This is a genomic window from Fuerstiella marisgermanici (genome assembly GCF_001983935.1).
Lineage (GTDB): Bacteria > Planctomycetota > Planctomycetia > Planctomycetales > Planctomycetaceae > Fuerstiella > Fuerstiella marisgermanici.
The window spans coordinates 1,178,429-1,202,361 of record NZ_CP017641.1 but is presented as its reverse complement, the minus strand read 5'-3'; the positions used below and the strand labels follow the sequence as shown (position 1 = coordinate 1,202,361).

The 23,933-nt window shown below is 56.7% G+C and carries 20 protein-coding genes; 7 read left to right on the top strand and 13 right to left on the bottom strand.

Going from position 1 to position 23,933, the window contains the following annotated elements; translation table 11 throughout:
* Positions 1–42 precede the first annotated feature (42 nt).
* From ggt to Fuma_RS04415, 5 genes are read right to left on the bottom strand one after another with little or no spacing between them, the layout of a single operon-like run.
* A complete protein-coding gene (gene ggt / locus Fuma_RS04435) occupies positions 43–1,827 on the bottom strand; it encodes a gamma-glutamyltransferase (RefSeq protein WP_158520847.1) in 1,785 nt (594 codons plus the stop codon).
* Complete coding sequence (locus Fuma_RS04430) at positions 1,824–3,245, bottom strand: bifunctional folylpolyglutamate synthase/dihydrofolate synthase (protein WP_083731794.1); 1,422 nt, start codon at positions 3,243–3,245, stop codon at positions 1,824–1,826. Before Fuma_RS04430 ends, ggt begins: the two co-directional genes overlap by 4 nt.
* The gene (locus tag Fuma_RS04425) at positions 3,245–4,567 is read right to left on the bottom strand and encodes a YkgJ family cysteine cluster protein (protein ID WP_077023079.1); all 1,323 of its coding nucleotides are present in this window, start codon (positions 4,565–4,567) and stop codon (positions 3,245–3,247) included. Before Fuma_RS04425 ends, Fuma_RS04430 begins: the two co-directional genes overlap by 1 nt.
* 59 nt (positions 4,568–4,626) lie before the next feature.
* On the bottom strand, positions 4,627–5,664 hold the full coding sequence (locus Fuma_RS04420) for a prenyltransferase/squalene oxidase repeat-containing protein (protein WP_218922389.1): 1,038 nt from the start codon (positions 5,662–5,664) through the stop codon (positions 4,627–4,629).
* A gap of 44 nt (positions 5,665–5,708) precedes the next feature.
* The gene (locus Fuma_RS04415) at positions 5,709–9,290 is read right to left on the bottom strand and encodes a DUF1553 domain-containing protein (RefSeq protein ID WP_218922388.1); all 3,582 of its coding nucleotides are present in this window, start codon (positions 9,288–9,290) and stop codon (positions 5,709–5,711) included.
* A gap of 90 nt (positions 9,291–9,380) precedes the next feature.
* Here Fuma_RS04415 and Fuma_RS04410 point away from each other — a divergent pair, with 90 nt between their 5' ends.
* The gene (locus Fuma_RS04410) at positions 9,381–10,448 is read left to right on the top strand and encodes a hypothetical protein (protein ID WP_077023077.1); all 1,068 of its coding nucleotides are present in this window, start codon (positions 9,381–9,383) and stop codon (positions 10,446–10,448) included.
* Between the two features lie 774 nt (positions 10,449–11,222).
* Here the strand turns inward: Fuma_RS04410 and Fuma_RS04400 are convergent.
* Entirely contained in the window at positions 11,223–12,161 is a 939-nt protein-coding gene (locus Fuma_RS04400; RefSeq protein ID WP_077028094.1) for an IS110 family RNA-guided transposase, read from the bottom strand.
* Positions 12,162–12,510: 349 nt separating this feature from the next.
* Here Fuma_RS04400 and Fuma_RS04395 point away from each other — a divergent pair, with 349 nt between their 5' ends.
* The 3 genes from Fuma_RS04395 to ltrA all read left to right on the top strand — a co-directional run bounded on the left by Fuma_RS04395 (position 12,511) and on the right by ltrA (position 15,782).
* Positions 12,511–13,224: an IS91 family transposase gene (locus tag Fuma_RS04395; protein WP_077023075.1), complete on the top strand. Its 714-nt coding sequence runs from the start codon at positions 12,511–12,513 to the stop codon at positions 13,222–13,224.
* Between the two features lie 162 nt (positions 13,225–13,386).
* Positions 13,387–13,614, top strand: coding sequence for a hypothetical protein (locus Fuma_RS04390; protein ID WP_077023074.1), 228 nt, complete (start codon positions 13,387–13,389; stop codon positions 13,612–13,614).
* A gap of 482 nt (positions 13,615–14,096) precedes the next feature.
* Positions 14,097–15,782, top strand: a complete 1,686-nt coding sequence (gene ltrA, locus Fuma_RS04385; RefSeq protein WP_218922201.1) for a group II intron reverse transcriptase/maturase — start codon at positions 14,097–14,099, stop codon at positions 15,780–15,782.
* Between the two features lie 1,285 nt (positions 15,783–17,067).
* Here the strand turns inward: ltrA and Fuma_RS04375 are convergent.
* The 5 genes from Fuma_RS04375 to Fuma_RS04355 all read right to left on the bottom strand — a co-directional run bounded on the left by Fuma_RS04375 (position 17,068) and on the right by Fuma_RS04355 (position 20,971).
* Entirely contained in the window at positions 17,068–17,298 is a 231-nt protein-coding gene (locus tag Fuma_RS04375) for a hypothetical protein (protein ID WP_077023072.1), read from the bottom strand.
* A gap of 86 nt (positions 17,299–17,384) precedes the next feature.
* The gene (locus tag Fuma_RS04370; RefSeq protein WP_077023071.1) at positions 17,385–18,317 is read right to left on the bottom strand and encodes a hypothetical protein; all 933 of its coding nucleotides are present in this window, start codon (positions 18,315–18,317) and stop codon (positions 17,385–17,387) included.
* Positions 18,305–18,637: a hypothetical protein gene (locus tag Fuma_RS04365; RefSeq protein ID WP_145943981.1), complete on the bottom strand. Its 333-nt coding sequence runs from the start codon at positions 18,635–18,637 to the stop codon at positions 18,305–18,307. The genes Fuma_RS04370 and Fuma_RS04365 overlap by 13 nt, the downstream gene beginning before the upstream one ends.
* Positions 18,638–18,771: 134 nt before the next feature.
* Positions 18,772–19,407, bottom strand: a complete 636-nt coding sequence (locus Fuma_RS04360) for a hypothetical protein (protein WP_077023069.1) — start codon at positions 19,405–19,407, stop codon at positions 18,772–18,774.
* A 136-nt stretch (positions 19,408–19,543) separates the two neighbouring features.
* On the bottom strand, positions 19,544–20,971 hold the full coding sequence (locus Fuma_RS04355) for a sulfatase (RefSeq protein WP_229360841.1): 1,428 nt from the start codon (positions 20,969–20,971) through the stop codon (positions 19,544–19,546).
* A 219-nt stretch (positions 20,972–21,190) separates the two neighbouring features.
* Here Fuma_RS04355 and Fuma_RS04350 point away from each other — a divergent pair, with 219 nt between their 5' ends.
* From Fuma_RS04350 to Fuma_RS04340, 3 genes are read left to right on the top strand one after another with little or no spacing between them, the layout of a single operon-like run.
* Positions 21,191–21,508: a universal stress protein gene (locus tag Fuma_RS04350; protein WP_145943980.1), complete on the top strand. Its 318-nt coding sequence runs from the start codon at positions 21,191–21,193 to the stop codon at positions 21,506–21,508.
* Positions 21,505–21,642 carry a universal stress protein gene (locus Fuma_RS36350; RefSeq protein WP_083731792.1) on the top strand — a complete coding sequence of 46 codons (138 nt, stop codon included), beginning with the start codon at positions 21,505–21,507 and terminating at the stop codon, positions 21,640–21,642. The genes Fuma_RS04350 and Fuma_RS36350 overlap by 4 nt, the downstream gene beginning before the upstream one ends.
* Positions 21,639–22,541: an aminotransferase class IV gene (locus Fuma_RS04340; protein WP_077023066.1), complete on the top strand. Its 903-nt coding sequence runs from the start codon at positions 21,639–21,641 to the stop codon at positions 22,539–22,541. The genes Fuma_RS36350 and Fuma_RS04340 overlap by 4 nt, the downstream gene beginning before the upstream one ends.
* On the opposite strand, the gene Fuma_RS04335 is transcribed toward Fuma_RS04340, so the two are convergent.
* Both Fuma_RS04335 and Fuma_RS04330 read right to left on the bottom strand, forming a co-directional pair.
* Positions 22,538–23,275 (bottom strand): cyclic nucleotide-binding domain-containing protein, encoded by a 738-nt coding sequence (locus Fuma_RS04335; protein ID WP_077023065.1) that lies wholly within the window; start codon positions 23,273–23,275, stop codon positions 22,538–22,540. The two genes, Fuma_RS04340 and Fuma_RS04335, sit on opposite strands and share 4 nt — an antisense overlap.
* A gap of 306 nt (positions 23,276–23,581) precedes the next feature.
* Positions 23,582–23,851 (bottom strand): hypothetical protein, encoded by a 270-nt coding sequence (locus tag Fuma_RS04330; RefSeq protein ID WP_145943979.1) that lies wholly within the window; start codon positions 23,849–23,851, stop codon positions 23,582–23,584.
* Positions 23,852–23,933 lie beyond the last annotated feature (82 nt).

Here is a 23,933-nt window from a genome sequence, read left to right as displayed (position 1 = left end):
GCCCCGTGTCGTAACGTCGACCGTCGAAATTCCCTGCGATTGCTAAAATCCCGCAGGAACTCCGTGCTTTCTCGGGTCGCTGCCGCCCTTCAGGCCGTCCTTCGTTAGCGAAGCCGACTGGTTTGCGGCGAGACTGGAATTCTCCGAAATCTCGTGGCCCTTCGCTTTCAACGCATCGCCCAGCTTTGTGAAGATCCTGGATTCCAGCAGCAATTTGTTTGGAAACCACTGGTGATGAAACCGTGGCGCCGATGCGGCCGCCATCGGATCCATGCCGAACACCAGGTGGTTTAGCGTCGCCTGAATTGTCGCGGTAATAATTCTTGGCCCACCAGACGCCCCGCTGGCAAACACTGCTTTCCCGTCGCGGACGACAATTGTGGGAGTCATACTGGACAGTGGCTTCTTGCCGGGTTCGATCGCGTTGGCTTCGCTTTGCATTAGGCCGAAAGCATTCGGTTCACCGGGGCGAGCCGCAAAGTCGTCGATCTGGTTATTCAGCACGATGCCATATTGGGGCTCGACGACGAAGCTGCCGAAGGTGAGATTAATGGTTTCGGTACATGCGACTGCGTTGCCAGCTGCGTCGATCACCGAAAAATGACTTGTCCCGGCGTCGGAGGCAGCAAAGAACCGACCGTAGCTTTCCGCCGGCTGTGTCTTTGCGACATCGATCCTTTGCGCAATCTTCTTCGCGTAGCCGGGCGCCAGCATTCGCGTGATCGGCACGTCAACAAAATCTGTGTCACCGAGGAATTCGGCTCGATCCGCGAATGCATGCTTCATGGCTTCGGCCACTACGTGCACATAATTCGCCGAGTTGTGCTGCAGGCTCTTCAGATTTCGCCCGCTGAGTTGTTCCCATGCTTCCAGCGACTGCATCGTTTGCAGCAACGCAACTCCACCACTGCTGACAGGCGGCATCGAATACACGGTCGACGAATGAAACTTGCCCTGAAGAGCCTCGCGCACGACCGGCTTCGTACCCGCCAGATCTTCGGCGGTTATGATTCCGCCGCTATCCGTGACCACTTTCACGATTGCTTTCGCAACGTCGCCTTCGTAGAACGCGGATGGTCCATTCGCCGCGATCTTTTCGAGCACCGTTTCCAACGGCGAATCAAAGACATCGCCGGTCTTCCATCGCTTGCCGTCATTCAGATATAGCTTTTTCAACGCCGCAAATTTTGTGTCGTAGCCGTCGTAGATGTCGAACTTTTTCAGCGACGACGACTGCACTCCCAGATCGTGCTGATCGACGGGAACCCCTTCTTTCGCCAGTCGGATGGCTGGTTCCAGCAGTGTTGCTAACGGCAGAGTCCCGTATTCCTTTGCCGCGAAGCACAGTCCCGCCACATCGCCAGGAATCGCGACTGCCTTGCCGCCTCGCACGCTGGCAGCTTCAGTCGTGTCAGTCGCTGCTCCGTCATCGAACATGTTGCGGCTGGCCGCTGCGGAAGCTCGTTCGCGGTAATCCAGTGCGACAGCCTTCTGCTTTTCCGCATTCCAAATCACCATGAAGCCGCCACCGCCGATGCCACAACTGGCGGGCCGGACAACGGACAACGCAAACGATGTCGCGACTGCTGCGTCGACAACGTTGCCGCCCTTGCGCAGAATTTCAGCTCCCGCAGCGCTGGCGGCAGGATGGTCCGCCGCAACCACGCCGTGCTGAAACGTAGTGGATTGTTGAGCGTTGGCGGCCGGAGCGATGGCGGTCGCGATCAGTAACAGCACTTGTAGTGGACTTCGCCAGAAGTCCTGCGCGCCGTTGGGATTAACCGCAGAGGACGCCGAGGTGCGCAGAGAGAAAAGCGGTCGTGTCACGGTTGGGGTTCCTTGTTTCGTACGAGCAGTTCTCGAACTTCCGCGGCCAGAAAAACGGATCCAGCCACGCAGATAATACTGTCCGCAGTCTCAAGAGAATTGCAAGTTGCTTGTCCGGCCTGCAGCGCGGCGGCAGGCGAATCCGCGATTGCAATCGACGGCGAGGAAATTTTTCCGCAGTCCGAATCGCGATGTGTCGTCGCCCAGTCAAGCAACTGCTGGCGGGCCACAGCTCGTGGATTCGTGAGGAATTCCGTCACAATCACGTGGCTGAATTCCGGCATCAGAATCTTCAGCATCGCCTGAGCGTCCTTGTCCTGACTGCTGCCGAAAATCAGGACTCGCGTTGCCCGATCGCCAAACGCGGCGCGGAAGGTTTCCACAAGGGCCGTCACGGAATCCGGATTGTGAGCGGCATCCAGCACGATCGTTGGTTCGCTTTGAAAGATCTCAAACCGCAACGGCCATTCAACGCCCGCGACGCCTTTAGCAATGGTCGCCTCAGTGATCCGCGAATCGCCTTCGCTCAGCAATTCGGCCGCTGTCACCGCCAAACCCGCGTTTCGAGCCTGATGTCGTCCCGCGAGATTCAGCGTCAGACTTGAATACTCGCGCTGCGGCGTTTGAATCGTGATTTGTTGCGAGCCCCTGCCCGTTTCGGCCGGCGGAGCTTCCGAACAAATGACCGAAATGTCTTCGCCACCCTGCAACAGACGGCAGCCCAACTCGGCTGCTCGATCGGCTACGACTTTACGAGCTTCCAACTGCTGTACCCACGACAGGACCGGCACGCCCGGTTTGATGATGCCCGCTTTTTCGAAGGCAATTTTCGGCAGCGTGTCGCCGAGGATGTGAGTGTGGTCCAGGCCGATGCTGGTGATGATCGTCAGTCGCGGGTTGCAGACGTTGGTGCAGTCCAGTCGCCCGCCAAGGCCGGTTTCCAAGACCGCGATTTCTACCTGCTGACGATCGAAGAACATCCACGCCAACAGTGTGGCGACTTCGAAAAACGTCACGTTGTCGTCCAGCAGTTCTGCCGGGGCGTCTGCGAGTTTCAGTCGCAATTCGGACACCATGGCCGTCATGTCTTCGCGAGACGGCATTTGTCCGCTGACTTTCATTCGTTCTTCGAACTGATGAATGTGAGGCGACGTGAATAGTCCGGTGCGGATGTCTGAACAGCGAAGAATCGAATCCAGAATTGCGGCCGTTGACCCCTTGCCTTTGGTTCCGGCAATATGCACGGCCGGAATGCGCTGCTGGGGCGAACCAATCAGCGACAGCAGGCGTTCGATGCGTTCGAGCCGAAAGTGGGGCGACGTGCGGCGGGGACGGATGCGTTCGTAATCGATGCGATCATAGATCCAGCGAATCGCGGATTCGTAGGTCAGCCTCATCGCTGGCAGTGCTTCATCCATTATTGACTGTACCAACCCACAAGCGCCGTCACTTGTTTCAGTTTTCCAAGCTGCGCGACTCGGCCCAACGCCGACGACATGCCGAGTGCCGGGGAATAGCCAAAGTTATGATCAGCCGTCGCCAACGCTGCCTGAACATCGGTCAGGCTTAGCGAAGTTCGGCCCCCGCGAGCCGCTCGCAACCGAGCCAGCCACATCACCACCGGATACATCAACGCCAGACTGCGAAAGCCATCCACCAGCGGCGTATCGTAGTGAGCCGGGCCGCAGAAATGAATGCCCTGAATCTTGACTCGGAAATATCGTTCGAACAATTCGTCGATTTCCGGCTGGCGACCATCAAACGGATGTTCAAGCTCCGCAAAACCGACAGCTCGAGATTTACCACTGCCGGTACCATCACCGAAGGCGGTCGCAACCGACGACGAACCCGCCAGTTGCGGAACCTTGCCCCACCCGGTCGTATACTTCAAGGCCGCGGAAAGCAGTTCGAACCGCAGGCCCAGTCCTCGCTGATAGTCCGCTTCGGTATCGTGCCTGGCAAGCTGACCGGCCATTAGACGGAACATCGTGCGTCCAAGCCGACTTGGGCGATGAACGGGCAAGTCGTTGTCCGGCTGAGCCTTCACTGATGCCTTGCTGATTAGGGAGAGGAACTCAGTCAACTTCGCATCTTTGATGGTGACAAACTGAGATTCTTCGACCAGTTCCATCCACGAGATCGCTCGCATCAGCCGCACAACGAAATCGACGCTGGTATCTGCGAAACTGTCGTCCAGCGTTTTTAAAAACTGATGGAAGTCGCTCCAGCTTGTCTGCTGATTGCCGTGCTTGGGATTACGATGAATCAGCGGCGCGTCGTGATCGCGACGTTTGCCAGCGACGATTTCCTTAGCAACGCTATTCAGGTCTCCGGATTGTGCACTGACCGACTGGCCCAGATTCTGCACGACAGATGGGCAACTAAACCGCAGGCTGACGGTGATGGCCTCTTCCCCCGCCGGATGGTACGCGTAAGGATAAACTCGGCACGCCAGCGGCTTAGCGGGTTCGCCAAACTTAGCATGAATGCGACACAGGCCGTCGTCATTCAAGAACACGCAGGCTCCGTCGGCTTGATGAGCCAACCGGTAGCGTCCCTTGCCGATTGTTTCGATCAGCGGCTTGTCAGTTTTGAGGTCCTTGTCGGCCGCCCAGCCCTGCTTTTCGATGCGGGTCTTTTCCGCTTCTGTGATTTCAATCAAGTGCTCGCGACAGCACCCGCCACAATTATGACAGCTCCAGTTTTGAATGACGGGAAGTTGAAGCGACGGCTTAGACATGCGGAAAGTTGAATGGATTAGCGCGAATCGAACGGCTGATTAGGGCATGTTATCGCTCATCAATCCAGTGCTGTCACGCCATGATTCTTGTTCACAGTTTCTGACAGGGCGATGATCGCCCAGCAGGCTGCCCAGTACGACGCCGTTTCAGTGACTTCGTCGCGGGAGTTCTTCTTTGTGCCATTTACGGACCAGCCTCCTTCGTCGTTTTGTGTGGAACCAAGATAGTTGATCGCGTCTTGTATCGCTGGCGTCTCACTGACCAGGCCATCTTGCACCAGCGGATAAAGTGCTATGGCCGTCCCTAAAGCGTCGCTGTCGTCGGCAGTCAGCCAGCCCCAGCCGCCGTCCCGGTTTTGAAAGCTAAGTAAAGTCTGTCTTAAATCCAGGGCAGTCGCCTCTTCACCGGTCAGGCGTTCGAGTATCAGTTTTGTGGCCCACCATTCGGTAGATGTTCCGGTACTTTCCGCAGCAAGCCATGGTTTCGCGTTAACGAACGCAGGATCTTCCGCTGGTTTACCGGGCGACGTCGCTGCGAGTGCAATCAGCGACCAGTGAGTGGTCACATCCTGTGTTTCTTTCTTGGGCCGCTTTTGCAAAGGCAGTTGCCCGCCGGACTTCCATGAGCCGTCTTCCTGTTGCGAAGATCCGAGTGACGCGCGATACGTTGCAACCCATTCCGGATCGGCACTGCCCTCCGCAATCACCGGACGACCGATCAGCAGCTGTGCCACCGTATCCGGGTCGCCGAGCAGTGCCTCAGCTTGCGTTGTTCCCTCTCTACGCGTGGGGTTGACAATCTTCTTCCACGAAGTCGCCCAGGCTCGGATTTTTTCCGCGTCATCTCGATCCGCTGCGAAACCAGCTTCAAGGGCTCGATTAAAGGACCACGCTGCGAAGGAAATGCGATGACAGGAAAGACAATCGTTGTCCGCCATCCACGTTTCCGCTCCTTCGGTGATTACTGGAAGAGCTCGCTTAATAATTTCAACGCTGGCGGATTGCTGAAGTTTGAAACCGTCCTCGGCATTTGCAATCGGTGAGGACGGAAATATGTTTGTTGCCGTCACCAGCATGAAAGCGGTGAAAGAAAGCATGACATTCAGGCGGCACATAAGCGTTATCCAGCGAGCGGAAGTTATCAACGTTTCAGGAACATTTCATCCAGATTCAGTAAGACGTTACCTACCACCGTCATCGCCGCCGCGTCGATGGCAGCCATTCCGTCCGGTAGTTCGCCCAGTGGATTCGTTGCCAGTTGCATGGCGTCATCCGGTTGAGTCGCCAGGTTCTGCTTCGAATCCTCGAACAATGCAACCAATGCGGCCAGTTCGCCTGCGGTCGGCGAACGCAACGTGCATCGACGGAAGGCGTGCGTCACCTGTTCGGTAACGTCGTCAGAATGCTCCAGCGCGACACGCGCCAGCGACTGGGCGGCTTCGACATACACCGGGTCGTTCAACGTAACCAGCGATTGCAGCGGCGTGTTGGAACTGTTGCGACGCACCGTGCAGACTTCTCGGTTGGGAGCATCAAACGTGGCCATCGACGGATACGGGTTGCTGCGCCGCCATGTAGTGTAAATCCCGCGACGGTAGCGGTCCTCGCCTTCGCTTGTCTTCCAGTCGGTTGAACTACCGAACGCCGCTTTCAGCCCAAGGTCCGGTTGAGGCGGATTGACGGGCGGCCCGTACATTTTGCTACTGAGAAGTCCGCTGACGAATAATGCCTGGTCACGCACCATTTCGGCACTCAGGCGAATGCGAGGCCCGCGGGACAGCCAGCGGTTGTCGGGATCCGCAGCCACCTTTTCGGCCGAAACTTTCGCCGACTGGCGGTAGGTTGCAGACGTGACCAAAATTCGCAGCATGTGTTTTCGATTCCAGCCGCTCTGGATCACTTCCGTTGCCAGCCAGTCCAGAAGCCGGGGATGAGTCGGCGGTTCTCCCTGCGAACCAAACTCTTCACTGGTTAACACGATGCCTCGGCCAAAGATCGTTTCCCAATAACGATTCGCGAGGACTCGTGCAGTCAGCGGGTTGTCTTCGCTAATAAGCCATTCTGCCATGGCTAACCGGTCCAACGGACGATTGGCTTCACCTTCATGAAACGCGGCCGGCAGGCCTGGTTCCAGCTTTGGCCCTTTGTCGAGATAGCTGCCTCGAAACTGTAAATGAGTTTCTCGCGATTCGGCCAGTTCACGAAGCACAGGGACCGAAGTCGCGGGCTTGATGGCTGCGAGTTTGGCTTCCGTCGCCTTCAGTTCGTTTCGCACGCCGGCCGACAATCCAGCTTTGTGGTTGCGGTAGTGAGATGCCAGTTTGGCCGCGTCTTCCGCAGACCGCTTGTCAGCTGGCTGATCGGCAATGGCCAGAATCTCCGCCGGAATGCTGGCTCGAGCAGTGGCCGATGGGTCATCCGTGGTCGAAAGACGGAACCGGCCCAACAAGTGTCGAGCGTGTGGTGAATTGTGTTCGATCGTGATTCGCAGCGTGCCAGGCGAATCCACTTCAAGCTGCGTTGTGAGCGACGCGACAAGGTGATGAGGCTTGTCGACTGATCCCCCAACCGCCCAACCACTTTCGCGGTTTCGGCTGCCGGTCAACGCTTCCGCCGGTTCAAAGTTGGGTTGGTGGTAGTCAGCCACAGCGTCCGAAAACTTTAGGCTGCGAACATTCGTCGGTTTGATTTCAATGGACGGATCAGGCACTTCTTTAATCCGCTGCGACCAAACTTCCTGCAGCTCCTCGTCCAGCAAAGTGACGCTGTAATTGTTCAGTCGCTTCTGCAAATCGTTGTCCGTCCGATTCCAAACGGCGATGCGATCGATGGAGTAGACCTTGCCAAGATCAACTTCCCAAAACGGGTTGTCTTCTGTCTTGCTATGAGTTACCGACTTGTTTTCGAAGTTGCCGTCCGTGGTCCCATCGACGGCCAGCTTTGCCGGGCCGCTGAAGTCGGTCGAATGCTGAGTTGCGTCGGCATTCAACGCCACATTCTTTTCATCGCTAAACACCTGCACCTCAGCCAGCGACAGAATCTGGTTCTTGCCATGTTGAGTAATCCGCACGAAACGCCCCTGAGGCGATTCTGCTTTTGTGGGCACCCATTCCGCTTTCAGCCCGGTGATCACAAAATTGCCGCCGGAATGTCCGCTGCCGCCCGCGGGCAATGACGCATCAGGCACCGTCGACAATCGGACCGCTCGTACGATCGAATCCTGAGCGACCGGCACATCGACGACATACGTATCCTGAGTGGGCAAGGCTTCCAGCGTTTCGGTATCGACGGCCACAACACCGTCTTCCGTTACGCCAATCGGTTGCTCACTGTTTCGCTTCACGGCAGTGGGCCGAGCGGACGTCCATGTGGGTTCGCTGCGCAGCGCGTTCTCCCACAGCTTTTGTGCTTTCGCCAGTTCCGGTGTCGGCGTGGCAAGTTGAGACTTCAGATCGGCAATGCGAGCTCGCAGGTCGCGTTGCTGTTGCTTTTGTGCGTCCGTGAAGATTTCCAGTAGCGGCGAATCGTCCCGTTTGTCGGCGTCCTGAGTGCTGTTCATAATCGCGAAAAATTGGAAGTACTCCTCCTGCGTGATCGGGTCGTACTTGTGAGTATGACATTGAGCACACGCCATGGTCGTGCCCATCCACACGGCCATCGTCGTGTTCACTCGGTCGACAACCGCCACGTTTCGAAATTCTTCGTCCTGAGTTCCGCCTTCGTTATTCGTCAGCGTGTTTCTGTGGAAGGCCGTTGCGATTAGCTGATGTTCGGCCGCATCAGGCAGCAGGTCTCCCGCCATTTGCTCAATGGTGAACTGATCGAACGGCATGTTCTCATTCATCGCTTTGATCACCCAGTCGCGATATGCCCAGATCGTGCGAGCTGGGTCATCGGCATAGCCGGCGCTGTCGGCATAGCGAGCCAGGTCGAGCCACTTGCGAGCCCAGTGTTCACCGAATGCCGGCCGCTGCAGAAGATCATCGACCAACTTTTCATACGCCAGTGGGTCTTCGCTGGCAACGAATGCGTCGACTTCTTCGATCGTGGGCGGCAACCCGGTCAGGTCCAGAAACACTCGCCGCGCGATCGCCGATTTTTCGGCAGCAGGTGAAGGCTGCAAACCCCGCGAAGTCAGGCTATCCAGGATGAACTGATCAACAGGGTTGTTTACCCAATCGGCGAAGTCGTCAGGCGCTGGCGGCGCCTGGGGCCGTTGCGGTTTCACGTACGACCAGTGAACGGCAAACTTCGCGCCTTCGCTGACCCATTGTTTGAGGATCGCAATTTCGTCCGGTGACAACTTTGCTCCGTGATCCGCCGGCGGCATGCGCAGGTCTTCGTCATCCGTTGTGATGCGAGCGATCAGTTCGCTGAGTTCCGGTTTGCCCGGCACGATCGCGGTTTCACCAGAATCCAGTTCAGCCGTGGCCGACTTCCGATCGTCCAGCCGCAATCCGGCCTGCAATCCTTCCGGGTCCGGCCCGTGGCACAGCAGGCACTTGTTCGAAAATATCGGCCGCACGTCCTTGTTGAAATCGATTTCAGCCGCGTTGACAAACGCTGGCAGACAGCAAGCTGCGATTAGGAGGGCCGGGTGTCGCATGACTGGTGGGACTCGAAGAACGGTGGGAGGTTGTCCGCGATTGTAGCAGCCATTGTACGACTGTTCATCAGCCATTCGCACCGTTTCGCCAGCAAATTTGCGGACAATCGAAGTCATCTGGACTCAATTTTCGCCTGCCGATAAACTTCGGCCCCTCTCTCACCGGTTCTCAGCCGCCTCTCTCCACTTCAAAAAAGGACGACACGGATGTTCTCCTTCCGCCCGTTTGCGTCGCTTCTGGCCATCGCTCTTACCGTTTGCATTTCCTCGTCAGCCTTCGCCAAAGTTGAAGCTGTGAAAGGAAAACGCTACCGGCTTACATCCAAACATGGCCCGTGGATGATCATGGTAGCTGCGTTGCGAGACGTCCCGGAAGAAAGGCGAACCGAAGGCGGCATGTCAGCATGGCAGGCTGCCGACGAACTGGTGTACGAGCTTCGCCGCAAAGGAATTCCAGCCTACGCGTTTCTGCAGGACATGCGTCTGCAGGACGTCCGTGAAAACGATGGCAATGCATCCGGCCGGAAGCCGGGGCAGTACATCGCTCAACACGAAGCCATCGCCGTCCTGGCCGGAAATTTCCGCAGCGCCGACGACGAACAGGCTCAAATCATCATGAACTGGATGAAGGAAAAGTATGAGCCGGAATTCATGAAGGACAAAAAGAACGGCGGCATTATCGCTAAGACGCCCGGTCGCCCAAAAGTTTTGAGTCGAGCTCACCTGACGACCAATCCGTTGATGCCCCCGTCAGAGATCAAGGCCGCTTCTTCGACCCCGCTGCTTCGCGAACTGAACGGCGATATGCAATATTCGCTGCTAAGAAACAAAGGCAAATACACGCTGCGAATTGCAACGTACAAGGGCACGTCGATCGTGCAGGTTGGTAATCAGGTGAGCGAGCGGGTTGAGAAGAGTTTCGCGAACCTGTTTGGGAACAACCTCGACGCCGCCGGTCGAAAAGCCTGGGAGTTAACGGAAGCGCTTCGAGCCGCTCGCAAGCTGGGTTACGATCGCGACCACGAAGCGTGGGTGTTTCATGATCGCTACGAGTCCTACGTGACAGTTGGTTCGTTTGACACCCCCGACGATCCTCGGATCTCACAACTCGCCAAGTTGTTCAACGGCAAGACACGCATTTACGAAGGCAAGGAAGTCATGACGGCAGAAGTGATGACCATTCCTCGCCACGTGCCCGTCGGGCAACAGCCGGAAAAAACGTGGATGTTTGACACGAAGCCACGACTGATCGAAGTGCCACGGCTGGGTCGATGATTGTCAACGTTACGGTCGCGAATTTCGGTGACCTGAACCAAATTGTTTTCGCGACAAACAGGCCCTTGTCAGTTCCACAAACGACAGATATGCTGACGACGTGCGACCAAACGAAAGTTACTTGCACCAGCCTCTGACAAACCTGTTCAAACGCAGTTTGAGTTGACCCTACAGATTTAACCCTAAGGGAACCCGTTTAGTTTCCGGCCGACTGTCACGCCGACCATGATCGGATCACATGACCCGGGCGTCGGGTGCCCACCTAATTTGATCTTGGGTGTCAACCAGTCACTGCCGAGCCGGTTTGCAGAGGCTTTTTCAGTGTCTTTGATGGTGAAATGGCGTTCTTCCCAGTCCCCCACCAAAAGTGCCACAAATGCCCCATGCTGCTCGGGCAGTCGCACTTGCAGTGTGCGCGAGCTTGACGTTCCACTTTAATTTTAAGGGGTGAATTCGGGGGCGTGACGCAGGTGGGTTGAAAATCCCAACCTGGTTTTTTGCCGATCCCGGACGGAGGCGACCACCTCACCAACCTCCCGATACGGCGGGGTCGCAGTGCAGATCGGTTGGGTTGACGTGAATTTGTGGTGTTCCACTGTCTCTGCCAGTACAAATGCAGCAAGTAGCGACTGTCTTGAGATTCAAGTGAGTTTTCTGGAAATGACTTACAGTTGTTGCTTTGACGGTTTGGGGTCGCCCCATCCTCCGCCGCCGTCACCTCAACCGCATGATTGTGACGGCTGAGGTGACGGTGACGAAGGATGGGGCTCGATTTCAGGGTTGGCTCCAGAGTTTGTCGTCTCGGATCATGACGTTGAGAATTGTGATGAGTTTTCGCATTGCGGCGACGATAGCACACAGCGGTGCCTTGCCGTTCTCAAGCAGCCGCTCGTAGAAACGTTTGATGGCCGGATTGTGTTTCTTCGCAACGACAACGGGCATGTAGAGCGCTTTGCGAATGTGTGCCCGTCCGCCGCCGGTTGTCCGTTTTCCCCGCAGTGTCCCGCTGTCCCGATTCGTTGGGGCGACTCCGATGAGTTTGGCGATCTGGCCACGATTGAGCATGCCCAGTTCGGGCAACTCGGCGAGGAGGACTCCGACCGTGGCCGGTCCGATGCCCGGGACCGACAACAGGATTCGTTTTCGTCGCGCCAGTTCGGTGTCTTTGTCGATCAGACGAGCCATGCGTTCTTCGATGACATTGATTTGCTTTTCGAGCATGGTCATCGACTTGCGGATGAGTGTCTGAATAGACTTGTCACAAGTGATTTGCAGACGATTTTGCTCGCTGATCCGCATGGCGACGACCTGGCGTCTGCGGGCCGCCAGGTCGCGCAGTTGCTGATGGGCTTTGGGGAGTGGAGTGGTTTGTCGGGGCTGCATCGTTCGCGCGTACCTGGCGATGATTGCGGCATCAATGGCATCGGTCTTTGCCAGCTGGCCGGCGGCTCGGGCGAAATCTCGTATCTGACGCGGGTTCACCACAGCCGTCGCGTGGCAGGCTTTGTGCAGCGCGGCCACGAGCGATCGTTCGTATCCGCCGGTGGCTTCCAGACACACCAGGCTGGCCTGAGCCGTTTCGAGGAATCGCAGCAGTTGTTGGTGTCCGTCGGCATCGTTGCCGAACGTCGTGACCCTTTTCCCCGAGCTGAGTGCGACATCGAGTTTGGCTTTGGCGACATCAATTCCTGCACACAAGTTGTTATGCTGCACGTGTACGATCCCTTCCTTGCTGATACGAGCTGGCGGTGGACGCCGCTCCGGCGACTGTTCGGGCTGAGTACATGACTCCGGAGCGACGATCACGCTACGCCACGGTCTTTTAAACCAAGGGTCCGACGATCTGCCGCTCTGAGGTGGGGAACAGGAACAACCTGTTCCTCACCTGTTCCATCTATCACAGACAATCGCCAAAGATACAAGGGTCCGCTGTGCGGACCAATTGCGAGCAGCCCGCAATTCCCTGCCAGGGCCGGAGTCTTTCGTGAGGTTCTGGCGGGAAGGACGTTTTCATTACCAGCAACAATGACTAGAGGAGCCGATGAGCGTCCACGAGTGACTCGTGGACCGCATTCATCCGCACGTGCATTGTTTGGTGACCGCAGGCGGCGTCGATGCGGCGGGCCGCTTTGTCACGCCGAAGAAATCCATCCTCGTGCCCGGGCGAGTGCTGAAGGCCATGTTTCGCGGCAAGCTGGTCGACTATCTGAAGCGAGCCGTTCGTTCGCAACGACTTGACGTGCCGCCACATCTGACGGTGGCGCGGGCGGTTTCGCTGTTCAACCGCCTTTCTCGCTCGGACTGGAACACGCGGATTCAGGAAACGTACCGTCATGGTTGTTCGGTGGCGGGATACCTTGCGAAGTATGTCTGTGGCAGTCCGATCTCGGGCAGGCGGATTGAACGAGTCGATTCGGATGAGATCGCGTTCTGGTACCGCGACCATCGCGACGGTCAGCAGAAGCTGATGCGAGTCACGCCGCACGAATTTCTGAAGCGCTGGTTTGAGCACGTGCCGCCGAAGGGGCAGCGGATGATTCGCCGCAGCGGCCTGTATGCCAATTGCAATGCGGGTCAGCGAAAGCGTGTGTGCGAACAGTTGTCCGCCGAAGACGGCCGCGCCGCGTCCAAACAGGCTGCCTCAGGGGTCAAGAGACTTGACCCTCAGCGTTGTCCACGGTGTAATACCTACGTGGTGATGCAACTGGTTTATCGTCCGTTGCCTCGTGATTTTACAAGTCATCAGCCACCGGTTGTCCACGCTCGAGCACCGTAAACGGCGGTCAACCCCCATAGAAGCGGCAAAGCCGTCCTGTTCAACCACGCCGTTGCACCGGTATTGCGGGCCACGACCAATCTGAATCCACGCTCACACACCGCAATCCGGTGAACTCTAACTTTGTCTGGCAAAACACATCTGCGGTCGGGGAGTCGGGGCATGCTGAAAGTTGCGGGCATTCTCGCATTGGCTACCATTTCTGTCATTGCCGCGATGTTCGCCAGTCTTCTGTTCTTTGTGCATGTGATTTCGGGCAATATTCCAACTGCCTTCTTGTGGCTTGGCGCCGCAATGCTCGCAATTCTATTCGCGGTGTTTGTGGTCGTTGTCGGCGGCGCATCAGAGGGTCAGCCCGGTTCGTCGGCCGCAGACGATGATGAGAAGTAGCGTGGCAAGACGCTGCATGTCAACTGGCAGAATCACGGTGAGTGCCCGCCTGAGGACGACCGTGTAGTCGAATGCCGCTCGTTTCACAAGCAGTGCGTCACACAGTTCGGCATTCGACAAGTAATAGATCAATCGTCCAAGTCTGCACTCAGTTTGCCGCAAGTTCTGGGTGGACGCATCCCCTTGAATGGGGCGTCGTCGTTGGCAACGTAGAGTGTCCTGGCGCCAGACAAATCGGGTAAGGGCCACCGTTTCCGGTGACCCTCCCCACACCACCTGACATGCGGGTCCGGAGCGAACTGGAAATGGTTTATTGACAAGCGGGTGCGAATCCCGTCCGGGTAACTCTTAGCCTGAGGCCCGGTATCGAGTGTTGCAGCGTCACTGGTAACAGTTGCGTTGAAGCGTACACAGAAAGGTAGTGAGGACGAATGGACTGGGCTGGCCGCCCAAACCGTGAATGGTATTGAGCCCCGAAATGCATGTTTTCTCGGTATCTGCCCAGGCATTCGGACCTGCTAAAGGCAACACTGAGTTTCGCGTTTTGGCGAGCGAAGCTCGGAGACCCGGGGTCGAAGGCCACGATCGCGCTACACATGATGCCAATGAAGCAACCAGTGAGATCCCAGCTGTTCTTGTTCGACGTGACGTCCAATCACGACGAAACGAGTATGCACGTACAAGCTGAAAAGGCAAGGAGTGCAGACGACTCTGGGAAGTCGGATGGCGGCATAGTACCGTTGAAGCGCGAAGACCAATCGCGTGAATTGAAGCCCGGTAATGCGGGTGCAGGGAAGGCCGCCAGGCCATCACGCGACTCCAGCGATACACCGACCGCACTCAGTGGCGGATCACCGGTGCTTGATCGACTGGATCGCATCACCCAACGCGCGGAAACGTACTCTGAAGAGGCGTTTAACAACCTCTTTTCGCTGCTCAATTACGAGTTGCTGTGGTATGCGTTTCGCAAGCTCAAGCGAGGCAAGGCACCCGGAGTCGACGGTGTCACGGTGGATCAATACGAGTCGAATCTGCGGGACAACCTGCACGACCTGTTAACCAGATTACACCGTGGTGCGTATCGGCCTCAGCCCAGTCTTCGTCGTGACATTCCGAAAGGGAATGGCAAGACCAGACCGCTGGGTATCGCCAGTGTGGAAGACAAGATCGTACAACGTGCGGTCGTGATGATTCTGGAACGGATCTACGAAGTCGACTTCTGTGAGACTTCCTATGGTTTCCGTCCGGGACGGTCATGCCACCAGGCTTTAAGTGTGCACGGTCAAACCATCGCGACCCGGAAAGTGAGCTGGATTTCGGACGCGGATATCCGTGGCTTCTTCGATAACGTTTGTCATGAACGTTTGCTCGAACTGCTACAAAAGCGGATTTCCGATCCGAAGCTATTGGCCCTGATCCAGCGCTTTCTGAAGTCCGGTGTGATGATCGAAGGTCGTCGCCGTAACACTGACGAAGGTGTTCCGCAAGGCTCGGTTCTTTCACCGTTATTAGCGAACGTGTATTTGCATTACGTCCTGGACCAATGGTTCGACCGGGATGTGCAGCCGCGTATGCGAGGTGAATCGTACATTGTCCGCTTCGCGGACGACTTCATTTGTGCGTTCGAACTGGAGTCTGACGCGAGACGCTTTCAGGATGTGCTACCGAAGCGACTGGCCCGATACTCGCTGGAGCTGGCCGAAGAGAAGACTAAACTGCTGCGGTTCGGCCGCTTTGCGAGACGCGATTGCCAGCGTCTTGGCGAAGGGGCTCCCGCGACGTTCGACTTCCTCGGCTTCACTCATTACTGCGGCCTGAGTCGTGCGGGAAAGTTCAAGCCGAAACGGAAGACAGCCAGTAAGAAATACCGAGCTAAGGTAGGCGATCTGAAGCATTGGTTCCGACGGAATCTGACGACACCTTTGTCCGAAGTCTGGGCGAAGTTGAATGCGAAGCTGCGTGGCCATTATCAGTACTATGGAATCAATGACAATTGGTCCCAACTGATGAAATTCCGCCAGGCAGCAAAGCAGCTGGCCTTCCGCTGGCTCAATCGTCGTTCGCAGAGGAAGTCAAAGACCTGGCCTCAGTTCGATGCGTACATAGCTCGCTTTCCCCTGGCATCTCCTTCGAAGCTGACTGACCTGATTGCGATACAGCCAAAGTGATGACCGGGTGACAAGTGATGGTCGGGAGCCGGATGCGTTAACGGCGCACGTCCGGTTCTGAGAGGGGTTGAGCGTACAATCGGACACGGATAAAATATTGTGACACCACCAGAGGAAACGGGTGGCCAACAGGGAACACAAACCGCATCCTAAACCCGAAAGACGCCATCCTACTCGCCCACCAGGCGGTTCGACGAAGTGGAGCCAGTTCGTTCCAGAGGTGTTTCAGGCTCAGGAGACCCTGTTCCGCGAGCATCGCGTTCGTAAAGCCGACACCACTGGCGATGGTCTTGGCCATGTGCCAGTAGCTTTTACGACTTTTCGCGTGACGAATCGCCTGACGACGGGGAACTCCCAAACGCGGGGTGGCCCGGCCGATCGGCTGGGTGCCGCAGGCACAAGATGTCTCATCATTCGGCGTCCAATCAGTATCCAATTCCATGTCCGATGGAATGCTCACAAACAGGCATCCTGTCGCTACGCGACCCGACCGAACGAGTCGGTCGGGCCACCCAGCGGCTAAGAACGGTTTAACGCGGAGTGCGCAGAGACGCAGAGGACCGCAGAGAGAAATGCTGCCCCTGGCAAACTCTGCGACCCTCTGCGTCTCCGCGTCCTCTGCGTTTCAAATCGAGCGTACCCGCACCACTGCGGATGCGTCGCCGGGTGCCACTGGCTTTGCGAGTGTGTGAACGGTTACGCGTTTAACCCGCAGCCGAAGGCGCAGGCGGCGCTCTGACGGTTGTTTGGTGGATTCCGGTCACGACAACGATACTGCAACCTCTGACGTTCTCAAGAAGCCTTGCCACACACGGGACTGCGTCAGCAGCGCCTGCGCCTTCGGCTGCGGGTTAAACGATCGGGCAAGGGCTGATCGTGCGTGGGAAGCGATCTGTGTTCTGGTGCTCTGCGTTCGCAGGGTGGCCCGACCGCCGTTCATGGCGGTTGGGTGCCGCAGGCACAAGATGGATCATCGTGGGGGTCGACTACAGATCGGTCGCGAACTGGTCATCATGTTCCAATCCCGGCGGCCAGCGAATCGGCAAGCCAGCAGATCGATGCTCCAGATACCAGCGGGCCGAGCTCCATGGCCAGTCGCTGGCTCGTTGTACCAGACCCGCCCGGACGTAGTTCGCTGGGCGCCGACAGCAGCGATATATTCGACGACGCCCATCTCGCTGGCTGTTCCTGGCTGGTGCGTCCGCTGTTCCTTATCCGTTTTCTGGTGTATCGTACGATTGGTGCGAGTGCTGGCGACTCGTCGGGCAATCACGCGATTGAAGTATCAGTTGGCCAAGGGCGATGCGTTCGGTTCTGCCACAGTCTTACTTGCCTCACTGAAATAGCCACCGGTGGTTGGCGGAACTTCCTGAGCGCTAAATGAGTAGAACACGGCACCTAAGCACACTGCCAGCACGACAGCGAATAGCACAAACGCAATTGTGAAGCTGCGCCGAAATCCAGTTCCTGAAGAGCGAGCTGCACCATCCGGTGCCTTGAACGGATTATCACTCATCGCAAACCATTTCCTCTCCCCGCTTTCCGTGCACCCACGTTAGCACGGGGATGGGCGTGTCGACGACAGCGACTAACACAACGGGCTCAGTCTAGTCGAGCGTCCAACTTGGCATCAGCACCAGACCCCCAGTTGTTCGTGGCGAATCTCGCATGGCAGCGGCCGTCTTTTCGTGCAAACTGCTCAACGTAAAAGGCTGACCGAATAAAATAATGTCCCCGCGTGTGTTTAACCTGTAGACTTGTTGCCCCAAAGACGGTGATATCTTCTGGCGAGACCACGAGTGTTATCACCTCCACGGGTATCACCGGTGGTCCGCTGGAAACTTCAGTAAATTGATCGGTGCCCCAAACATCGTTTCTCCATTTTTCGGCATGGCGGCCTGTGGCAACACACGCGATTCGAGCTTTTGACCCCGTCTGAGGTTTCGACATGACAATCAATTCGCCGTCTGCCAGGACAGCGGTGTACTGACTTGGGATGCCTTCCCTGGCTAGCCACTGGAGTGTCTCAGTGGGGGCTGGCCGCAATTCGGCCGCAACTATTAAGTCAGTCGTAGCAGTATCAACGTCATTCGGGTCTACGGAAAACGTCGCCCACTTATTTGTAGTGGCACCGGTTCGGGCTGGATGAAGTTTATCGGGAGAGTGCATCATTTCCTCCCACCAAATTGGAGCCTGCACTCTTAACCTGCCTTCTACGAATCCGACGAACCGTTGAATGTCCGGAAGGTGAGATACTTCTGGCGTAATCCCAAAGTTGGCCTGCTTTTGCGGCAAGAGCCGATGGTGAAGTCTCCATTCACATTGAAGGGCGATGCTGTGATTGCGACTGCTGACGAGATGCAAGGGGTCCAGAAATTCTGAGTCTACATCCTGGAAAATTCTTTCACTCAACGCGCCAGCTTCTTGAGGGGTTTGGGCGTTGACGAATTGGTGCAGCAGCGAGTCCTGGGCATTGGCAGGCACGCATCGGAGAAAAGTGGTAACTATTAGGCAGCACTCGACTAATTTTTGCATGGTGGCGACTCCGGACGTTTGCGGTAGACGTACTTCAGCACTGTGTAGAATGTGGCAAAGATGGTGACGACGAGCCAGTACGAGAATGCAATAATGCGGGTGCCGTGTGCGTTTGCTCTGGTCAGTCCCGGAACACCCCACCGAGACGGAATCTCATGGTTAACAAAAGGCGAGTACGCCGGAACAAGTTTGACGTCGTATCCAAACAACCAGTCGTTGAACAACCACTCGTCGTCGGAACGACCGGCCGAAAACTTCCAACTGCCTTCGCAGGTAGCGACCACCAGATCCCAGGCGTCAAGTGGGGGGCGATGCGACAAGATCAAGCCGTAGGAAATCAGTTCGACCCTCACCCCACGAATCAAAAAAGTACAAGACCACCACTGCCCCACAACCCACGCCACAACGCTCAGAAACAACCCCAGTCGTGCAATCAACAACAACGCTAGGTGAATCAGACATTGCATGGTGTTGACCCTGGGCGTTTGCGGTAGACGTACTTCAGCACTGTGTACAACGTAGCGAAGGTGAAGACGCCCAGCCAATAGTCAATCTTAATTTGGCTGTGCAACGCGGTGACACCCGGGGCTCTCCAGAGATCCGGGTCTGCCGGGGACACGGTGAAGTCATCGAATAAGCCAGCTTCATTCACGTCGACGCGGAGGAAAGAGAGTCTGTCCACCGTGACATCGTGTGACTGTTGGGGCGGCGGTCCGCTGCGAATAACCAGAGACAAATTGTCGGACACGACGGTCACTGTTTCTGATTCGTCGAGCTCGATGGATTGGATTTCAGCAACCGCCGCATCCGGGTCAATTTTCTCGTCGTTAGTCCCTGGGCTTTCGTTTGAGACTTCAGCACCCATGAATGGAGGTGACAGATACGAAGCGCCAGCTCCAAAACCGCCCGGTTCACTGCCGATCCAATGGCTTTGCAGGATCACGCCAGTCTCACAGAACGTGATGCCGTGAGTAATTTGTCGATCGAAAATCTGAACCTCCCACCACTGCCCTACACCCCAAGCCACCACGCTCAGGAACAACCCCAAACGTATGGTCATAAACAACGCTGGACGAATCAGACTTCGCATGCCTTACGCCTTCATTGCGCCTCGTATTCCAGCGCCGTGGCATTTTCTGCAACGCTGCGGTTGATCACAAAAATGCGTCTGGGGTCTACCAGAAATGAGTAACTGCAAAAAACTGGCCGACTAACTGTTGGTCCAACTAATTTTGCCCATCTCCCAACCGTTTTTGAATGCGTGTACTCAACTCAGCGACAACATCTGGGTGGGAGTCCGCGACGTTGACTGTCTCTGCTTTTGGGGTTCGGTGGTCGTAGAGTTCGGCGTGGCCGTCTTTGTGCAGGATCAGGCGATGGTTGTTGGTGCGGATCGTTTTTATGTTTCTTCTGTAGGCAAAGGCGTCGTGGCCAGGGGCTTTGGGATCGGTGAGGATCGGTCGCAGGGAAACGCCGTGAGCGTGGTCGGGCGTCGGCAGGTTGGCGAGGTCTGTCAGCGTGGGGAAAATGTCCAGCGTTTCCACCATCGCGTCTGACGTTGTGCCGGGGTGTCGCAGCTTGGCGTAGGACACAATGAGAGGCGACCGCAGTGATTCTTCGAAAAGCGTATGCTTCCCCCAGACAGCGTGTTCGCCGAGGTGCCAGCCGTGATCTCCCCACAGCACGATTAGTGTGTCGTCTCGGAGTTTGAGTTCGTCGAGTTTGTCCAGCAGGCGGCCCACTTGAGCGTCCGCGTAGGACACGCACGCGGCATAGTGCGTTCGAACTTGAGTTGCAAATTCTGCATCGGTGTTCGGGTTCTTGCCCCACCGATTGTACTTCATGAATTCGCCTGATCCGTGCCACGTCGTTTTTCCCTGCGGCTTGTCAGGGTGCGGGATCGGGGGCAGGTCGACTCCGTCGTATCGCTGAACGTATTTCGCAGGCGCACCGAAGGGCAGGTGCGGCCGAAGTATGCCGCAGGCCAGGAAGAACGGTTTTCTGTTGGCATCCTGGGAAGGTTCGCCCGCCAGTTGTTGCATCAGGGCCAACGCGGCGTCGACGCTGGGGCCATCCGGATAAATGGAATCGTCGCCTTCCGTGGCTTGCAGCACGTCCATCTTCCCGGCGTCTGTTCGGATTTCGCCGTTCGCCAGTCCGTGCATCCAGCCGCGTGGGTGTTTCCACGGCCCAGCGGGCAGCAACTGGTGGTCCCACGCTGTCGGCATTTCGACTGTGCTCGGATCATTCCAGTCAGGCCCGCCAAGTCCTCCCGGGTGGTGGGACACCTTGCCGACGGCGGCCGTGACGTAGCCGTTCTGGCGAAACCATTCAGGCATACTCGGCGGAACCTGGTCGCCCTTCGCCGCGACCTGTTTCGCTCGCGCGAATAACGCCCCGTTGTCCGCCGGACCATAGCGTCCGGTCAGCAGCGTGTACCGCGACGCGCCGCATGTGGGAGCCTGCACGTAGTGCCGCCGGAAGATGCGTCCGCGTTGGGCGAGGCCATCGATGTTGGGCGATGAAATATAGTCGACACCGTAGCAACCCAGTTCGGGGCGGAGGTCGTCGACACAAATCAGCAGGACGTTGGGCGATTGGGCAGCACAAAAGTCGGCCAGCAGGAAGGTGAAAATAAGGGCCAGTCGTTTCATGTGCATCGCTCGTCGGGGTTTCGGAAGTTAGCGAAACTTCAGCTTACGTTTCACCTTCCATGAATGCTACTTCGCCGCAGCTTAACGCCGTAATTGAGCCATAGCCTGAACGTTGGTCTCTCGCCTGTGCGTTCGGGCAGTGGGAAACAAACCGGAAAATTTGGCACTCGCTTTGCTGCTGAATTCGATTGGTCAAGAACTTTAACGGAGCTGCACGCCATGATTTCACTTCACAACATTCTGCTGCCAACGGACTTTAGCGAAGCGTCCATCAACCCGACTCGCTACGCCATTGAATTTGCAAGAAAGTTCAATGCCACGCTGCATCTGCTTTACGTGATTGAAGAACCTGCGTTCTACGCACCGCTGGGCGGCTACTTTCCGAGTCGAGAAGAATGGACGGCGTTTGCGGATTCAGGCCTGGACAACTGGATTTCCAAAGATGACGCGGTTGGTCTGAATATTCGCCGCGATAAAGTTTTTGGTCATCCTGGACGCAAATTTCGGAGTACACGAAGACTCACGAAATCGATATGATCGTGATGGGGACTCACGGACGTTCTGCGTTGCCACATTTGCTGCTGGGCAGCGTTGCTGAAAACGTCGTCCGCCACGCGCCGTGCCCCGTCTTTACTGTCCGACCGGATCAACACGAATTCATCATGCCATGAATCAGCTCGCGTACTGCAACGGACACCTGATCCCTCACGAAAAATTGTCCGTCAGTGTCACGGACGTTGGTTTCACTCTGGGCGTGACGGTTTCCGAACAACTGCGAACGTTTAACGGTAAGCTGTTTCAACTTGATGAACACATTCAGCGATTGGGGCAATCTTTGCAGGCGATCGGACTGCCAAACATCGACCTCGAACATCTGAAGAACGAAGCGACCACGCTGGCGGCTCATAACTACAGCCTGCTTGAGCCTGGCGACGATCTGGGACTCACGCTGTTCGTGACGCCAGGTTCGGCGGCGGCAGATGCGGAACTCGCTAAGCCCACCGTTGCCATGCATACGGCGCCGGTCAGTTTTCAACGCTGGGCCAATAAGTACCAGGATGGCGAGTCGCTTGTTGTCACCAGCGTTCGTCAGGTGCCCACCAATTGCTGGCCGCCACATCTGAAATGTCGCAGCCGCATGCACTACTTTCTGGCCGATCGAGAAGCGCGGGAAAAGGAATCCGGCGCGCGAGCGTTGTTGTTGGATCAGGACGGATTCGTTGCGGAAGCATCAACGGCCAGCGTTCTGCTGTTTCGGGCCGATGAAGGCCTGATCGCTCCGCCGGAAGCCAAGGTTTTGCCAAGCGTAAGCGTTGGGGTGATCAAGCAATTGACTGAAGCTCTGCAGTTGCCGTTTGTGCACCGCGACTTCACGGTCGACGAAGTCCACGCGGCCGACGAAGTCTTTCTTAGCAGTACTTCACCATGCGTTCTGCCGGTCGTTAGTGTCGACGGAACTAACATCAGCGATGGAAAGCCGGGCGCAACGTATCAAGAGATCCTTGCCGCCTGGAGTGCCCGAGTCGGCGTCGATATTGCAGCACAGGCCACACAGTTCGCTCAACGTTAAACGCCGAAGAAACCGCCTGACGCATCCGAGCCGGAACCCGACACACGGTGTCGATAGCGTCGCCAACTGGCGCTGATTTGAGCTTGTTGGCTTTGCGTCAACAAACTCCAAACCCACTCGTCGGTTTCCTGCAGCCTTCCGGCCAGAATACGAGCCGCGTTGGTGGCCAGCTTTAAGACCGCTGGCACCTGAGCCTGAAACATTTCATCGAATGAGACGTGATCCAGCGCCAAAAGTGTGGCTCCGCTTTCGCCTGCGGTGGCGGACATCGTGTGTGGCGTCTCGGAAAAGAACGTGCTCTCTCCAAACACGCCTCCCGGTTCAAGCTTCACAACAGACTGCCCCTGAACGGGCAGTTCCGGCAGCGTCACTTCCACCTCACCATTGAGCACGACATAGATTGCTTCAGAAACGTCGCCCTGATTAAATAGCTCTGCGTATGCAGCGACCGATTGTATTTCGCATTGATTGACGACGGTGCGAATCTCTTCATCGCTGAAATCATCGAATAGCATCACGCCCTGAAGGAAATCGACGGGCACGCCAGCCGCGATTTCGTCGCCAACAAACGGCGACAAGTCGCATTCCTTCTCCAGCAGCACCAGCCATGTTGGTGACTCCGCTGCGCTTTGATCAGACCTGCTTTCGCGTACCGGACGCCAGCCGCGCCGCAGAATCCGATTGAGGCTCGAAACCGATTCCGGCGTAACATATTCGTAGCGGGAAATTTTCATTCCATGTGATCCTGCGAGCGTGAAGAAGAATTCCGTTGGCGTGCTGTCAGCCGACGGGCTCAGCCGGATACCGAAGCAAAGCAGTTCACGTGCCAGTTATCTGCACACCGCATTTAGCGTGTAACGCGGAACGCACCGACTGATGCGTCTACCACGGAGTGCTGCGTCGTTCATCACACCGAAACCGTGCCGCAATATGTGCTCCCGCGGCTAAGACGTCATCACGCAAAGCGGCTAACCCTCGTGCGGATTCGCACAGCCGAGCGTTATCGCACGACGCACGCCCATGCAGCGAACTGTGATTTGCTATCGTGGGACCAGCGAGGAATCGTTAGCTGCCTCGCGGTTTTCCTTCTTCGTTTTGTGCGTTGAAAACGCATGAGCGAAACCGGCAGAGCCTGCGGCGACGGCCAGCAGAGCATAGTGGGCGTGTTCGGGAAACAGCAGCAACCCGATGACTGGTGCTGCAATTGCAATCAGCAAATTGACGAAGCCCATTGCGGGATGGCTTAGATACCAAAGGCCAGCGCCGGGAAGTACGAAGTTCAAACACGTCGCGATGGTTCGTCGTGTCATGGTAATGATCCTGAAAGGGCCGCACTGATGCAGACCAGCTACTGCATCAGGCGTACCAAACATCACCAGGATCTTATGCGGC

Bases quoted from the DNA above. Each gene is read 5' to 3' on its own strand.
- Fuma_RS04390 (WP_077023074.1), top strand. From the start codon at position 13,387: ATGCTGAAAGTTGCGGGCATTCTCGCATTGGCTACCATTTCTGTCATT.
- Fuma_RS04430 (WP_083731794.1), bottom strand. From the start codon at position 3,245: ATGGATGAAGCACTGCCAGCGATGAGGCTGACCTACGAATCCGCGATT.
- Fuma_RS04420 (WP_218922389.1), bottom strand. From the start codon at position 5,664: ATGCTTTCTTTCACCGCTTTCATGCTGGTGACGGCAACAAACATATTT.
- Fuma_RS04350 (WP_145943980.1), top strand. From the start codon at position 21,191: ATGATTTCACTTCACAACATTCTGCTGCCAACGGACTTTAGCGAAGCG.
- Fuma_RS04410 (WP_077023077.1), top strand. From the start codon at position 9,381: ATGTTCTCCTTCCGCCCGTTTGCGTCGCTTCTGGCCATCGCTCTTACC.
- Fuma_RS04375 (WP_077023072.1), bottom strand. From the start codon at position 17,298: ATGAGTGATAATCCGTTCAAGGCACCGGATGGTGCAGCTCGCTCTTCA.
- Fuma_RS04370 (WP_077023071.1), bottom strand. From the start codon at position 18,317: ATGCAAAAATTAGTCGAGTGCTGCCTAATAGTTACCACTTTTCTCCGA.
- Fuma_RS04360 (WP_077023069.1), bottom strand. From the start codon at position 19,407: ATGCGAAGTCTGATTCGTCCAGCGTTGTTTATGACCATACGTTTGGGG.
- Fuma_RS36350 (WP_083731792.1), top strand. From the start codon at position 21,505: ATGATCGTGATGGGGACTCACGGACGTTCTGCGTTGCCACATTTGCTG.
- Fuma_RS04355 (WP_229360841.1), bottom strand. From the start codon at position 20,971: ATGAAACGACTGGCCCTTATTTTCACCTTCCTGCTGGCCGACTTTTGT.
- ltrA (WP_218922201.1), top strand. From the start codon at position 14,097: ATGTTTTCTCGGTATCTGCCCAGGCATTCGGACCTGCTAAAGGCAACA.
- Fuma_RS04335 (WP_077023065.1), bottom strand. From the start codon at position 23,275: ATGAAAATTTCCCGCTACGAATATGTTACGCCGGAATCGGTTTCGAGC.
- Fuma_RS04340 (WP_077023066.1), top strand. From the start codon at position 21,639: ATGAATCAGCTCGCGTACTGCAACGGACACCTGATCCCTCACGAAAAA.
- Fuma_RS04415 (WP_218922388.1), bottom strand. From the start codon at position 9,290: ATGACTTCGATTGTCCGCAAATTTGCTGGCGAAACGGTGCGAATGGCT.
- Fuma_RS04425 (WP_077023079.1), bottom strand. From the start codon at position 4,567: ATGTCTAAGCCGTCGCTTCAACTTCCCGTCATTCAAAACTGGAGCTGT.
- Fuma_RS04330 (WP_145943979.1), bottom strand. From the start codon at position 23,851: ATGACACGACGAACCATCGCGACGTGTTTGAACTTCGTACTTCCCGGC.